Annotated in this window: 13 protein-coding genes; 4 read left to right on the top strand and 9 right to left on the bottom strand. The window is 72.8% G+C overall.

Annotated features, from left to right (window positions below; genetic code table 11):
- Positions 1 to 35 precede the first annotated feature (35 nt).
- From ESG85_RS15440 to ESG85_RS15420, 5 genes are read right to left on the bottom strand one after another with little or no spacing between them, the layout of a single operon-like run.
- Positions 36 to 920, bottom strand: a complete 885-nt coding sequence (locus ESG85_RS15440) for a glycosyltransferase family 2 protein (protein ID WP_128979605.1) — start codon at positions 918 to 920, stop codon at positions 36 to 38.
- A gap of 11 nt (positions 921 to 931) precedes the next feature.
- Complete coding sequence (locus ESG85_RS15435) at positions 932 to 1,711, bottom strand: CDP-alcohol phosphatidyltransferase family protein (RefSeq protein WP_128979603.1); 780 nt, start codon at positions 1,709 to 1,711, stop codon at positions 932 to 934.
- Positions 1,689 to 2,750, bottom strand: a complete 1,062-nt coding sequence (locus ESG85_RS15430; RefSeq protein ID WP_128979601.1) for an iron-containing alcohol dehydrogenase family protein — start codon at positions 2,748 to 2,750, stop codon at positions 1,689 to 1,691. The genes ESG85_RS15435 and ESG85_RS15430 overlap by 23 nt, the downstream gene beginning before the upstream one ends.
- Complete coding sequence (locus ESG85_RS15425) at positions 2,738 to 3,487, bottom strand: phosphocholine cytidylyltransferase family protein (RefSeq protein ID WP_128979599.1); 750 nt, start codon at positions 3,485 to 3,487, stop codon at positions 2,738 to 2,740. Before ESG85_RS15425 ends, ESG85_RS15430 begins: the two co-directional genes overlap by 13 nt.
- The gene (locus ESG85_RS15420) at positions 3,484 to 5,295 is read right to left on the bottom strand and encodes a DUF5941 domain-containing protein (protein WP_128979711.1); all 1,812 of its coding nucleotides are present in this window, start codon (positions 5,293 to 5,295) and stop codon (positions 3,484 to 3,486) included. Before ESG85_RS15420 ends, ESG85_RS15425 begins: the two co-directional genes overlap by 4 nt.
- A 400-nt stretch (positions 5,296 to 5,695) precedes the next feature.
- Between ESG85_RS15420 and ESG85_RS15415 the strand changes: the two genes are divergently transcribed.
- The 3 genes from ESG85_RS15415 to idi all read left to right on the top strand — a co-directional run bounded on the left by ESG85_RS15415 (position 5,696) and on the right by idi (position 8,942).
- Complete coding sequence (locus ESG85_RS15415) at positions 5,696 to 6,637, top strand: cation diffusion facilitator family transporter (RefSeq protein WP_128979597.1); 942 nt, start codon at positions 5,696 to 5,698, stop codon at positions 6,635 to 6,637.
- A gap of 309 nt (positions 6,638 to 6,946) precedes the next feature.
- Entirely contained in the window at positions 6,947 to 8,191 is a 1,245-nt protein-coding gene (locus ESG85_RS15410; RefSeq protein ID WP_128979709.1) for a bifunctional class I SAM-dependent methyltransferase/N-acetyltransferase, read from the top strand.
- A gap of 142 nt (positions 8,192 to 8,333) precedes the next feature.
- Entirely contained in the window at positions 8,334 to 8,942 is a 609-nt protein-coding gene (gene idi / locus ESG85_RS15405) for an isopentenyl-diphosphate Delta-isomerase (protein WP_128979595.1), read from the top strand.
- On the opposite strand, the gene ESG85_RS15400 is transcribed toward idi, so the two are convergent.
- Positions 8,908 to 9,435, bottom strand: a complete 528-nt coding sequence (locus ESG85_RS15400; RefSeq protein WP_128979707.1) for an ATP-binding protein — start codon at positions 9,433 to 9,435, stop codon at positions 8,908 to 8,910. The two genes, idi and ESG85_RS15400, sit on opposite strands and share 35 nt — an antisense overlap.
- Before the next feature lie 130 nt (positions 9,436 to 9,565).
- Positions 9,566 to 10,222: an HdeD family acid-resistance protein gene (locus ESG85_RS15395; protein WP_128979593.1), complete on the bottom strand. Its 657-nt coding sequence runs from the start codon at positions 10,220 to 10,222 to the stop codon at positions 9,566 to 9,568.
- A gap of 66 nt (positions 10,223 to 10,288) precedes the next feature.
- Here ESG85_RS15395 and ESG85_RS15390 point away from each other — a divergent pair, with 66 nt between their 5' ends.
- A complete protein-coding gene (locus tag ESG85_RS15390) occupies positions 10,289 to 11,032 on the top strand; it encodes an enoyl-CoA hydratase/isomerase family protein (protein WP_128979591.1) in 744 nt (247 codons plus the stop codon).
- Positions 11,033 to 11,047: 15 nt separating this feature from the next.
- On the opposite strand, the gene ESG85_RS15385 is transcribed toward ESG85_RS15390, so the two are convergent.
- Positions 11,048 to 11,692 (bottom strand): DJ-1/PfpI family protein, encoded by a 645-nt coding sequence (locus ESG85_RS15385; RefSeq protein ID WP_128979589.1) that lies wholly within the window; start codon positions 11,690 to 11,692, stop codon positions 11,048 to 11,050.
- Between the two features lie 56 nt (positions 11,693 to 11,748).
- Positions 11,749 to 12,744 (bottom strand): GlxA family transcriptional regulator, encoded by a 996-nt coding sequence (locus tag ESG85_RS15380; RefSeq protein WP_128979587.1) that lies wholly within the window; start codon positions 12,742 to 12,744, stop codon positions 11,749 to 11,751.
- Positions 12,745 to 12,820: the final 76 nt, after the last annotated feature.

The following is a 12,820-nucleotide window of genomic DNA, read 5'->3' as shown; positions in this document are numbered from 1 at the left end:
GTGTTCGGGATGCGCGGCAAGTCGGTACCACGATGTCAGACGACGGGCGGGCGCCCCAGTCGGGTCAGCCGCCACACCGTACGCCACCTCATGGGCTGCCGCGGACCGCACGGAGTCCGCCAGCCCGCCCGGAAACCGCCGAACCACGCCTGGAGGGCGGATGCGGAGGGACGCCGCGCCAGCGTGAGCAGCAGCCAGACGCCGAGATAGACCGGCACCAGGGGTGCGGGAAGATTGCGGCGTGCCAGCCACACCCGGTTGCGGGCCACGTTGAAGTGGTACGTCGCGTGCCGGGACGGCGGGGTGGTGGGGTGCAGCAGCACCATGTCGGAACGGTAATCGATCATCCAGTCGGCGTCGAGAGCCCGCCAGGCGAGATCGGTTTCCTCGTGCGCGTAGAAGAACTCGTCCGGCAGTCCGCCCACCTCGGCGAACACCTTGGTGCGCACCGCGTTGGCGCCGCCGAGGAAGGTGGTGACCCGCGAGGAGCGCATCGGGTCGGAGGCGCGCAGCCGCGGCACGTGCCGGCGCTGGGTGAGCCCGGTCTCCGGGTCGGCGATCCGGAAGCTGATGATGCCGAGCTTCGGATCGGCGGTGAAGGCCTGGCGGACCAGCTCCGCGGTGTCGGTGTTGGCGAGCAGGCCGTCGTCGTCGAGGAAGAGCAGCGCGTCGACGTCGGTGCCGCCCGGGCCGAAGGCCTCGATGCCGATGTTGCGGCCCGCGGGGATGCCGACGTTCTCCGGCAGGCTGACCGTACGGACGCCTTCGGGCAGCCCGGTGAGTTCCACGCCCTGGCCGACGACGACCACCTCGACGGGGTCGCCGTCCTGCCGGGCGACGGAGTCGAGGAGCGCGCGCAGGTCGTCGGGGCGGTTGCCCATGGTGATGACGACCGCGCCCAGGCGCATCGGCCGGGTCATGACGCCCGCCCTCACTTGAGCCTGCTGGAGGCGAGGATCGACACCAGGTGCAGGACGGTCTGCAGCAGCGCGATGCCGGCCAGCACGGCGACGCCGAGCCGGGAGAAGAAGAGGTCGCCGTGGACCTGGTCGGCGATCGCCAGGACCAGGATCAGCAGGGAGGCCTCGATCCCCAGGATCAGCCGGTGGAACTTGAGCGCGGCGGCGGCCCGGCGGGCCAGCGCCATGCCGGAGGAGCGCGGCTCGGCGGCCGACTCCTTGACCGGGGGCATGCCGTTCTGGTGGCGGGCGACGCCGACGAGGTCGGTCTCGGCCTTGATCAGGATCGCGCCGAGCGCGGCGAGGGTGCCGAGGAAGGCCCACAGCCAGTCGATCCGGCCGCCGCCCCACGGGTCGGCGGCGCGCAGGCCGAAGCCGACGAGCACGGCCGCGTCGCACAGGTAGGCGCCGACCCGGTCGAGGTAGACGCCGGCGAGCGAGTACTGCTTCTTCCACCGGGCCAGCTCGCCGTCGACGCAGTCGAGCAGCAGATAGCCCTGGACCGCGATCACGCCGAGCACGGCGCCCCAGATGCCGGGCACGAGCAGCGCGGGCGCGGCGAGGACGCCGGACAGCGTCATCAGGTAGGTCAGCTGGTTGGGCGTGACCTTGGTGTTCGCCAGGTGGCGGGTGATCCGCAGGGAGATCTCCCGCATGTACAGGCGGCCGCCCCAGTGCTCGCCGCTCCGCCGGTCCTTGACTCCCGGCGGGTGGACGACAGGGCGGAGTTCAGCTACCGATGGCTTTGGCATAGTCGGCGTACGCGTCCCTGATCTGGTCTGTGGACAGGTCGAGGTGTTCGAGGATGGTGAACCGGCCCGGGCGGGTCTGCGGGGCGAACTCCACGGCCCGGACGAACTCGTCGACGGTGAAGCCCATCTCCTCCGGCAGCACGGGCAGGCCGTGCCGGCGCAGGGTCTCGACCATCCGCCCGGACTCCTCGCGGGCGCCGCGCAGGTGCATGGCGAAGGCGGCGCCGAGGCCGCACTGCTCGCCGTGGCTGGCCGCCCGGGTGGGATAGAGCAGGTCGAAGGCGTGGCTGATCTCGTGGCAGGCGCCCGAGGACGGGCGGCTGTCGCCGCTGATCGACATGGCGATGCCGGACATCACCAGGCCCTCGGACAGGGTGACGAGGAAGTCGTCGTCGCCGACGCCGCCGGGGTGGCGGAGGACCGCCTCGCCGGCGCTGCGCGCCATGGCGGCGGCCAGGCCGTCGACCTTCTCGCCGGTCTCGCGGTGGGACAGCTCCCAGTCGGCGATGGCGGAGAGGTTGGAGATCGCGTCGCCGATGCCGGAGCGGACGAAGCGGGCCGGCGCGTCCCGGATCACGTCGAGGTCGATGACCAGCGCGATCGGGGTGGGCACACCGTAGGAGCCGCGCCCGTTGTCGTTGTCCAGGGTGGAGATCGGCGAACAGATCCCGTCGTGCGACAGGTTGGTGGCGATGGCCACCAACGGCAGGCCCACCCGGGCCGCCGCGTACTTCGTCACGTCGATGATCTTGCCGCCGCCGAGCGCCACGACGGCGTCGTACCGCTGGCCGCGCATGGCGTCGGCGAGCCGGACGGCTTCGTCGATGGTGCCGCCGTGGACCGGGTACCAGTCGGCGTCCGGCAGCTCGGAGGCGAAGCGGTCACGCAGCTTCAGGCCGGAGCCGCCGCTGATGGCGACGGCGATCCGGCCGTTGCTGGAGATCCGCTGGTCCGCGAGGAGCGCGGACAGGTCGTCCAGCGCTCCTCCGCGGATGTCGACGACGACCGGCGAGGGAATGAGCCGGGTCAGTACTGGCACGCGATGTCACGGCCCTTCGCCAGGTCGTCGTGGTTGTCGATCTCCACCCACTTGACGTCGCCGATGGGCGCCACGTCGACGGTGAAGCCGCGGTTGACGAGCTCCTGGTAGCCGTCCTCGTAGTAGAGGTCGGGGTCGCGCTCGAAGGTGGCCTTCAGGGCGTCGGCGAGCTCCGCGGCGGCTTCGGCCTCGATGAGGGTGACGCCGATGTACTCGCCGGTCGCGTCGGCCGGGTCCATCAGCTTGGTGATCTTCCGCACGCCCTTGCCCTCGGCGGTGACGACCTTCATCTCCTCGTCGGCGAGGCTCTTCACCGTGTCGAGGGCGAGGATGATCTTCCGGCCGTCGCCGCGGGCGGCGAGCAGGGTCTTCTCGACGGAGACCGGGTGGACGGTGTCGCCGTTGGCGAGGATCACACCGCGCTCGAGGACCTCACGCGCGCACCACAGGGAGTAGGCGTTGTTCCACTCCTCGGCCTTGTCGTTGTCGATGAGGGTCAGCTTCAGGCCGTACTTCGCCTCCAGCTGCTCCTTGCGCGCGTACACGGCCTCCTTGCGGTAGCCGACGACGATCGCGGCCTCGGTGAGGCCGACCTCGGCGAAGTTCTTCAGCGTGAGGTCGAGCACGGTGAGGGAACCGTCACCCGCCGGGTCCACGGGCACGAGGGCCTTCGGAAGCGTGTCGGTGTAGGGGCGCAGACGCCGTCCGGCACCGGCTGCCAGTACGAGGCCAATCATGCTGTCTCTCCTTCGTCGTGTACGGCGGGTGCTCCGGAGGAGACCCAGAAGCGGATGGACTCCACGAGCACCACGAGGCCCACGGCGACCGCGAGCGCGGTGAGGGCCGAGGCGAAGTCGTTGCCGCGGTTCGCCGACAGGGCGGCGAGTACGGCCACCACGAGCGTGCGCCCCTCGTGGCCGCCGATGGTGCGCACCAGCCAGGCGGGCGGCGCGCCGGTGCCGCCGCGGATGCGGTACACCGTGTCGTAGTGATGGTAGGCGACGGCCGCGACCAGCCCGAATGCGGCGGGCAGGGCCTGCGGGGAGTCGGACTTGGCGGCGAGGACGAGGACGGTGACGTACTCGGCGGCGCGGAAGAGGGGCGGGACGAGCCAGTCGAGGGCGCCCTTGAGCGGGCGGGCGCCGGCGAGGCCGGCGGTCATCGCGTAGATCACGGCGACCGCGATCAGCCGGGGGTCGCCGAACGGCAGGTAGAGCGCGCCGCCGATCATCACTGCGGCGCCGAGCGCGGCGGTGAACAGGGGGCCGACGGCGCCGGCGCGTCCGTGCAGGAGCCGGGCCTGGAGCTCGGCGAGCGGGCCCGAGTCGGCGAGGTCCGCCAGGGCCCGGCAGGCGCGCTCGGTGCGTGCCGCCCGGCGGGTGAGCGAGCGCAGCACGCGCCCCGCGGTGGTGTAGCAGGCGCCGAAGGCGCAGCCGACGATCAGCGCCCAGAAGACGATCCGGGGGTTGGTGGCGGCGGTGAGGACGGCGATCATGGCCCAGCGCTCGCCGATCGGCAGGATGATCATGCGCCGGGCCCAGACGGTCCAGCCGACGCTGTCGAGCCGGTTGGACAGGGCGGTGGCGGTTCCGCTGCCGGCGTTGGCCTCGTTGAAGGAGAAGTCCACGACGTGCCGGCAGGTCATCAGCACCATGGCGCCGAGTGCCAGGGCCCAGACGTCGTCGCCGTTCCGGGCCGCGCCGAGCGCGAGCCCGGCGTAGAAGGCGTACTCCTTGGCCCGGTCGAAGGTGGCGTCGAGCCAGGCGCCCATCGTCGAGTACTGCAGCGAGTAGCGGGCCAGCTGCCCGTCGGTGCAGTCGAGGACGAAGGAGACCAGGAGCAGCACGCCCGCGGCGACGTACCCGGCGCGGTCGCCGGTGGCGGCGCAGCCGGCCGCGAGCAGCGCGGTGAGCAGCGAAGCGGTGGTGACCTGGTTGGGCGTGAGTCCGCGGCGCGCGCACCAGCGGGCGATGTAGCGCGAGTACGGGCTGATGAAGAAGGTGGTGAAGAAGCCGTCGTGGGCCTTGACCGCCGACTTCAGGCGGACGGCCTCGTCGTCGACGGCCTCGACGGCGGTACGCGCCTGATGGCGGGCCTCGGGGCCGTCGGGGACGGCGGCGACCAGGGTGCCGAGCTGCGGCCGGTGGACGGCGACGCCGTCGGCGTCGAGCGCGGCGGCGAGGGTGTCGGGGAGGTTGTCCACGACGGTGTCCGTGGCCTGGCCGCCGGGCGCGGGCGTCTCGGCGGTTCCGGCCGCGCCGAGCGCGCGGGTGAGGGCCGCGCGGGCCTCGGGCTGCGCGGTGAGGGCGCCGGGGGCCGCGGCGGCCGGGAAGCGGGGGTCGGTGAGCGCGAGCCGCAGGGAGTGGACGTGGCCGACGAAGCGGGGGTCCACGAGGGCGACGCGCTGTCCGGCGGGTACGGCGGCGAGCAGGGCGCCCGTCTCGCGGGGGCCGGTGGCGACCTCGACGTCGAAGCCGAGGGACCGCAGATCGGCGTCGAGCGACGATCCGGGTACCGGCGGACCGGTGAGGATGGCGGTCGACAGGGCGAACTCACTCCTTGGAGCTGGCGGACGGGCCTGTGCGGCCCATGGCACGGCCCCGGGCGCGTTGTGTGCGGCCCGGAACCGGGCGGCGGCACGTCGGCTGAGGCTATCGGATGAACGGAAGCGCGAGTTCATCGAGGTTGGCCGGTGCGGACCTCCCCCGGGCCCACCCGCGTGCGTGCGGATGCGCCGTGCCGTGCCCCTGCCGCGCCGTGCGGAGATCATCATGGGCGATCGGCGGCCCGCCCCACAAACCGCGTGCGGGCAAGATCCGGCGCCTTGGGCATCATCGCAGGTCAGAGCATATGACAACGGTGTTCAGTACCGTGTTGCACATACCCCCCACCCGTAGTTGACTGGCTGCTCGGGGCACGGAGACGACACGACCGGGAGGCCTTGCATGGGGGCTGGACACGACCACGGGCACAGCCACGGCGGACCGCCGCCGAGCGGTACCGCGGCCCAGGCCTACAGGAACCGACTGCGCATCGCGCTCGGGATCACGCTCTCCGTGATGGTGGTCGAGATCGTCGGCGGCATCGCGGCGGACTCGCTGGCCCTGATCGCGGACGCGGCCCACATGGCGACGGACGCCGTGGGCCTCGCGATGGCCCTGCTCGCGATCCACTTCGCCAACCGCCCGCCCACGGGCAACCGCACCTTCGGCTACGCGCGGGCCGAGATCCTCGCCGCGCTCGCCAACTGTCTGCTGCTGCTCGGCGTCGGCGGCTACGTGCTCTACGAGGCGGTCCAGCGGTTCCTCGAGCCGGCCGAGACCCGGGGCGGGCTCGCCATCGCGTTCGCCGTGATCGGTCTGGTCGCCAACGTGATCTCCCTGACGCTGCTGATGCGCGGCCAGAAGGAGAGCCTGAACGTGCGCGGCGCCTATCTGGAGGTGCTCGCCGACGCGCTCGGCTCGGTGACCGTGATCGTCTCCGCGGGCATCATCCTGGCCACCGGCTGGCAGTACGCGGACCCGATCGCCTCCATCCTGATCGGCCTGATGATCGTGCCGCGCACGGTGAAGCTGCTGCGGGAGACCCTGGACGTGCTCCTGGAGTCCGCGCCCAAGGGCGTGGACATGGCGGACGTACGGGCCCACATACTGGCCCTGCCCGGCGTCGAGGACGTCCACGACCTGCACGCCTGGACGATCACCTCGGGCATGCCGGTGCTCTCCGCGCACGTGGTCGTCGAGCCGGACGTGCTGGACACCGTCGGGCACGAGAAGATGCTGCACGACCTCCAGGGCTGCCTCGGCTCGCACTTCGACGTCGAGCACTGCACCTTCCAGCTGGAGCCGGCCGGCCACGCGGAGCACGAGGCCAAACTCTGCCTGTAGGCCGTCCCCGTCGGATCCGGGCCGGGGCCGGGCCCCGCCGGGTCCTGCTAGCCTCGTAGGGACGACGTGCCGGCCCCGTGGCCGGCCCCGGAGGTGGAGAGGAGCTGAGGTTGATGACCGTCGCGATGGAGGCCGCCCGCAGCGGCGCCGCCCGGTCCAGCCTCAGCTTCCGGGTCTCCGGCTGATCTGATCCCCGGTTCTTCCACCGGTACGTCATGACGTCGGCCGGGACCCCTTCACCCAAGGGTTTCCACGTTGTCCGACAACGGCATCACCAGCGACATCACCGCTGACACCACCACCGACACCATGAACGCGCTTCGCGACGCCTTCTTCGCCCTGCACCACGGTCTGCCGCGGCAGGGCCCCGGCTCCGACGCCACCACCCGCCGGCTGCTCGCCCTCGCGGGCCCGCTGCCCGAGCGGCCGCGCGTGCTCGACCTGGGCTGCGGTCCCGGCCGCTCCGCGCTGCTGCTCGCCGCCGAGGCCGGCGCCGACGTGACGGCGGTCGACCTGCACGAGCCGTTCCTGGCCGGGCTGCGGTCCGCGGCCGCCGACCGGGGGCTCACCGACCGCGTCCGCACGCTGCGCGCCGACATGGGTGCACTCGGGGAGCTGCCCGACGCCTCCTTCGACCTGGTGTGGGCCGAGAGCTCGGTCTTCGTCCTCGGTTTCGACCGGGCGCTCGCCGAGTGGCGCCGGCTCCTCGCGCCCGGCGGCACCCTGGTGCTCACCGAGTGCGTCTGGACCACCGAGGAGCCGGGCCCGGAGGCCCGCGCCTTCTGGGCGGACGCCTATCCGCTCCGTACGGTCTCCGACAACGCGGCGGCGGCGGTCGGGGCCGGCTACCACGTCCTCGGCACCGTCCCGCAGCCCGAGGGCGACTGGGACGAGTACTACGGCCCGCTCGCCCGGCACGCCGACGCGGCGGACACCACCGTGCCCGGCATGGCCGAGGCGGTGGCCGCGGCCCGCGCCGAGATCGCCCTGCGCCGCGAGCACAGCGCCGACTACGGCTACACCGGCTTCGTGCTGCGCCCGGCCGACCCCCGCTGGACGGTCCGCGAGGAGACCGCCGACGACGTGCCGCGCGTACGGGAGATCAACGCGGCGGCGTTCCCCACGCCCGGCGAGTCCGCACTCGTCGACGCGCTGCGCGCGGACCCGAACGCCTGGCTGCCGGGCCTCTCGTACGTCGCGGAGGCCCCGGACGGGACGGTCGCCGCGTACGCGCTGATCACCCGGTGCCATGTGGACGGCGCCCCGGCGGCGGCCCTGGCGCCGGTCGCGGTGGCGCCTGCATACCAACGGACCGGAGCCGGGCAGGCCGTCGTACGGGCGGTGCTCGACGCGGCGCGGCTGCGCGGGGAGCGGCTCGTGCTGGTGCTCGGCCATCCGGAGTACTACCCGCGGTTCGGATTCGTACGGGCGTCCGCGTATGGGATCAAGCCAGCCTTCGAGGTTCCGGACGACGCCATGATGGCGCTCCTTCTGGACGGTTCCGGCCCTGTGACCAGGGGCACGATCTCGTATCCGGCGGCTTTCGGGGTCTGACGCGCCGGCCGCTCCCGCCGCTCCCGGTGTACTCCGGGGCGGTGGGAGCGGCCATGTCCGGCCGCCGAAGTACGGACAAGCCGGTTTTGTACGGCAGACTGAGGTGCCCCCCGGGGGGCGAGGACCGATGCGAAGGATGGGTATGCCGACCACATCAGCCACCGTGGCTCACAGCTCGTCGAACGGCGTGCGGCCGACCGAGGCCGAGGCGCCGATCATGCTCGAACTGGTCGACGAGGACGGCGTCACGATCGGCACGGCGGAGAAGCTCGCCGCGCACCAGGCGCCGGGGCAGCTGCACCGGGCCTTCTCGGTCTTCCTCTTCGACGAGACGGGACGGCTGCTGCTGCAGCGGCGCGCGCTGGGCAAGTACCACTCCCCCGGCGTGTGGTCCAACACCTGCTGCGGCCACCCCTACCCGGGCGAGGCGCCGTTCGCGGCCGCCGCCCGGCGCACCTTCGAGGAGCTGGGCGTGTCGCCCTCGCTGCTCGCGGAGGCCGGCACGGTCCGCTACAACCACCCGGACCCGGCGTCGGGCCTGGTGGAGCAGGAGTTCAACCACCTGTTCGTCGGTCTGGTGCAGACGGGGCCGCGGCCGGATCCCGAGGAGGTCGGGGAGACCGCCTTCGTGACCGCGGCCGAGCTCGCCGAGCGGCACGCCGCCGCGCCGTTCTCCGCCTGGTTCATGACGGTGCTCGACGCGGCGCGGCCGGCGATCAGGGAGCTGACGGGTCCGTCCGGGGGCTGGTGACCCCGGGCGCCTCCGGCGGTCCCGCGGGCGCCTGCCCCGGTACGAACGGGTTCAGGGGCAACGCCGCCCAGATGATCTTGCCGCCGCCCGCGGTGTGCTCGACGTCGCAGGCGCCGCCGGACTCGCGGGCGATCTCCCGGACGAGGAGAAGTCCGCGGCCTCCGGTCTGGCCCCAGTCGGCCTCCAGGGCCTTGGGGCGGTAGGGGTGGTTGTCCTCGACGGACACCCGTACCCATTCCGCCCCGATGGCCACTTCCACCGCTATTTCCGGGGAGAGCAGCGCGGCGTGCTTGACCGCGTTGGTGACCAGCTCGGAAACGATGAGAAGCAGTCCCTGCACGGTGTCGTCGTGGACCGGGACGCTCTGCCGGACCAGCAGGTCGCGGACGGCGTGCCGGGCCTGCGGCACCGAGACGTCGACCGCGGGAGCGGTGAACCGCCAGACCCCTTCGTAGGACGGTGGCCGGGCGGGGACGCTCCCGCGGCTCTCCATAGTCCGGCTCCCGCCCTCGTGCTCGATTGTCGCCACGGGTCGAGTCTTGGGAATCCCTGGGGGCACCTCTGGCTACTGACCAGAAGTCGACACTTATCGATCGACTTCCGATCGGGTGAGTATGCCAAAGTCAGTTGTTCGACTGTTCCTGATCCTCCGCTGACGTCTTCGGAGGATCGGCCGCTGGTGTGACCATATGGACGATACTGCGTCCTCCGACTCCCATCGCGATCAGGCCCAGACCGTCGAAGAGCAGCGCCAGCGAGAAGAACGTCCCGATGACGTACCGGCTGCTGTCGGGCCAGTCGACCAGCACCAGGACGCCCAGCAGCAGTCCGAAGGCGCCCTGGAGCAGCGTCCAGCCGAACTGCGGCCCGCGCACCACCACGCTGCCGACCAGCCGGAACAGCCCGCCGGTGAGGAAGAGCAGGGCCGCGAACATGGTCAGGGCCTCCGCCGAGCCCTCCGGGTGCCGGATGACGACCGCGCCGGCCGCGATGTTCAGCGCCGCGACCACCGCCGCGAGCCAGAAATAGCCGGTGCCGCGGGACGCGACGGCGTGCAGCAGACCGACGATCCCGCCGATCAGCAGGAGCCAGCCGAACAGCAGCATCGACGTGAGGGTGGCCAGCCCGGTGTAGATCAGTCCGACGATCCCGCCGACGACCAGCAGGATCCCGAACGCGGTGAGCAGGCCGAAGCCGCGACGGAGCTTCCGTCGCTCGCTGCGCAGTGCCGTGCGCTCGCCACCCGTCAGATGCTCCGGGGGCACGTCCTCGCGGGCCATGGGCGTCTCCTCCTCGCACCCCCCTTGCCGATCGTACGTACGACCTCCCCGGATAGCATCCGGCGCATGGAGCCGCAGCTGACCGTGAGCGTCGCCGACGAGGTCGCGACCGTCGTCATCGCCAACCCCGCCAAGCGCAACGCCATGACCGCCGCCATGTGGCGTTCCCTGCCCGGGCTGCTGGCCCCGCTGGCCGACGACCCGGCGGTGCGCGCCCTGGTCCTGACCGGCGCGGGCGACACCTTCTGCGCCGGAGCCGACATCTCGACGCTGCGCGAACCGGGTGACGAGCAGCAGGCCCTCGCCGTCCGCGCCGAGGAGGCGCTGGCCGCCTTCCCCAAGCCGACGCTGGCCGCCGTGCGCGGCTGGTGCGTGGGCGGCGGCAGCCAGCTCGCGGCCGCCTGCGATCTGCGGTTCGCCGAGGAGGGGGCGCGCTTCGGGGTGACCCCGGCGAAGCTCGGCATCGTCTACCCCGCCTCCTCCACCCGCCGGCTCACCGCCCTCGTCGGCCCCTCCGCCGCCAAGTACCTGCTGTTCTCCGGCGAGTTCGTCGACACCGAGCGGGCGCTGCGCACCGGCCTGGTCGACGAGGTGCACCCGGCGGGCGAACTGGACAAGCGGGTCGCCGAGTTCACCCGGACTCTGGTCTCCCGCTCGCTGCTCACCCAGGCCGCCGCGAAGGAGTTCGCCGACGGCCGCACCGGCCGGGAGGAGCACTGGACGGAGCAGGCCCGGGGCAGCGACGACACGGCTGAGGGCGTCGCCGCCTTCCTCGAGGGCCGCCCGGCCCGGTTCACCTACGGGCGCTGAACCCGGCGGGGCCGTCTACGACTCCTGGACGAGGACCCGCTCCGCCCGGCCGCGCCAGTGGGCGACGATCTCGGCCGGGGCCTTCTCGGGCGAGCCCGCGTCGTACGGCGGCTGCGGGTCGTACTCGGCGAGCAGCTGGATCGTCTGGGCGGTCGCGTCGCCGGCGACCCGCCCGAGCAGGTGGAGGGCCATGTCGATGCCGGAGGACACTCCGGCGGCCGTGACGTACTTGCCGTCGAAGACCACCCGCTCCCCGGTCGGCTCGGCCCCGAACGCCGTGAGGTCGTCGAGGGCCAGCCAGTGACAGGTGGCGCGGCGGCCCCCGAGCAGCCCGGCGCCGGCCAGCACCAGGGAGCCGGTGCACACCGAGGTGGTCCAGGTGCTGGTGGCGTCGGCGGCGCGCAGCCAGTCGAGGATCTCCGGGTCGTACATGGCCGTGCGGGAGCCGGGGCCACCGGGGACGACGACGATGTCGGGCCGTGGCACGTCCGCGAGGGCCTTGTCCGCGACGAGCGCGAGACTGCCCTGGTCGTTCCGGACGGGACCCGGCTCCTTGGCGACGAAGACCGTGTCGGCGCCGGGCAGCCGGGCGAGGAGCTCGTAGACGCCGACGGCGTCGAGCGCGGTGAACCGGTCGTAGAGCAGGACGGCGATCTGCATGAGGGTGTTCCCTTTCGGTTGACGGGCGTCGGTTGACGGGCGTCGGTTTCCGGGTGTCAGTTGACGGGTGCGTGGAAGCGCCGCCGGTAGTCGGCGGGCGCGGTGCCCAGCGCCTTCACGAAGGCGCGGCGCATGGCCTCGGGGGTGCCGTAGCCGGAGGCCCGGGCGACCTCCTGGACCCCGTCCGTGGACTCCTCCAGGAGCCGCCGGGCGTGTTCGAGCCGTACGCGGTCGACGTAGCGGCCCGGGGTCGTGCCGGTCTCGGCGAGGAAGGCCCGGGCGAAGTGGCGTGGCGAGAGCCGGGCACGGGCGGCGAGCGCCTCGACGGACAGATCGCCGCCCGGGTGCTCGGTGATCCAGGCCTGGAGGTCCCGGAGCGGTTCCCGGCGGGCGGTCTGCGCGGCGAGCTGGGCACTGAACTGGGCCTGGTTGCCCGGCCGGCGCAGGAAGACGACGAGATGGCGGGCGACGGTGAGGGCGGCCTCGCGGCCCAGGTCCTCCTCGACCAGGGCGAGCGCGAGGTCGATGCCGGCGGTGACGCCGGCGGAGGTGGACAGGCGCCCGTCGCGTACGAAGATCGGGTCGGGGTCGACGTCGACCTTCGGGTAGCAGCGGGCGAGGTGGTCGCAGGCGACCCAGTGCGTGGTCGCACGGTGTCCGTCCAGCAGTCCGGCCTCGGCGAGCAGCAGGCCACCGGTGCAGACCGAGACCAGCCGTTCGGCCCGCGGGGCGTGCCGGCGCAGCCAGTCGACGAGTGCCGGGTCGGGCCGCCGGGTGCCCTCGCCGCCGGGGACGAGCAGGGTGTGCGGAGGGCCGTCGGCGACGGCCCGCGCGAGCGAGGTGTCCGGCAGCAGCCGCAGTCCGCTGTGGCAGCGGACCGGGCCCCCGTCGAGCGAGGCGGTACGGATCGGGTAGCAGCCCGGGCCGGTGGGGTCGCCGGAAGGAGAGGTCCCGCCGATGCGCGAGGCACCGGCGAACACCTCGACGGGGCCGGTGACATCGAGGCTCTGCACGCCGTCGAACAGGACGACGAGGACGGGTCGCTGGGTCATGCCCCCATCCTTCGCGGCCCCGCCGTACGTCCGCAATGACGAGCATCCCACCTTTCCTGCCATGCCGGCGGAGGCT

It is taken from the genome of Streptomyces roseicoloratus, from assembly GCF_004117935.1.
Lineage (GTDB): Bacteria > Actinomycetota > Actinomycetes > Streptomycetales > Streptomycetaceae > Streptomyces > Streptomyces roseicoloratus.
This window is presented reverse-complemented; position numbering and strand designations above follow the sequence as displayed.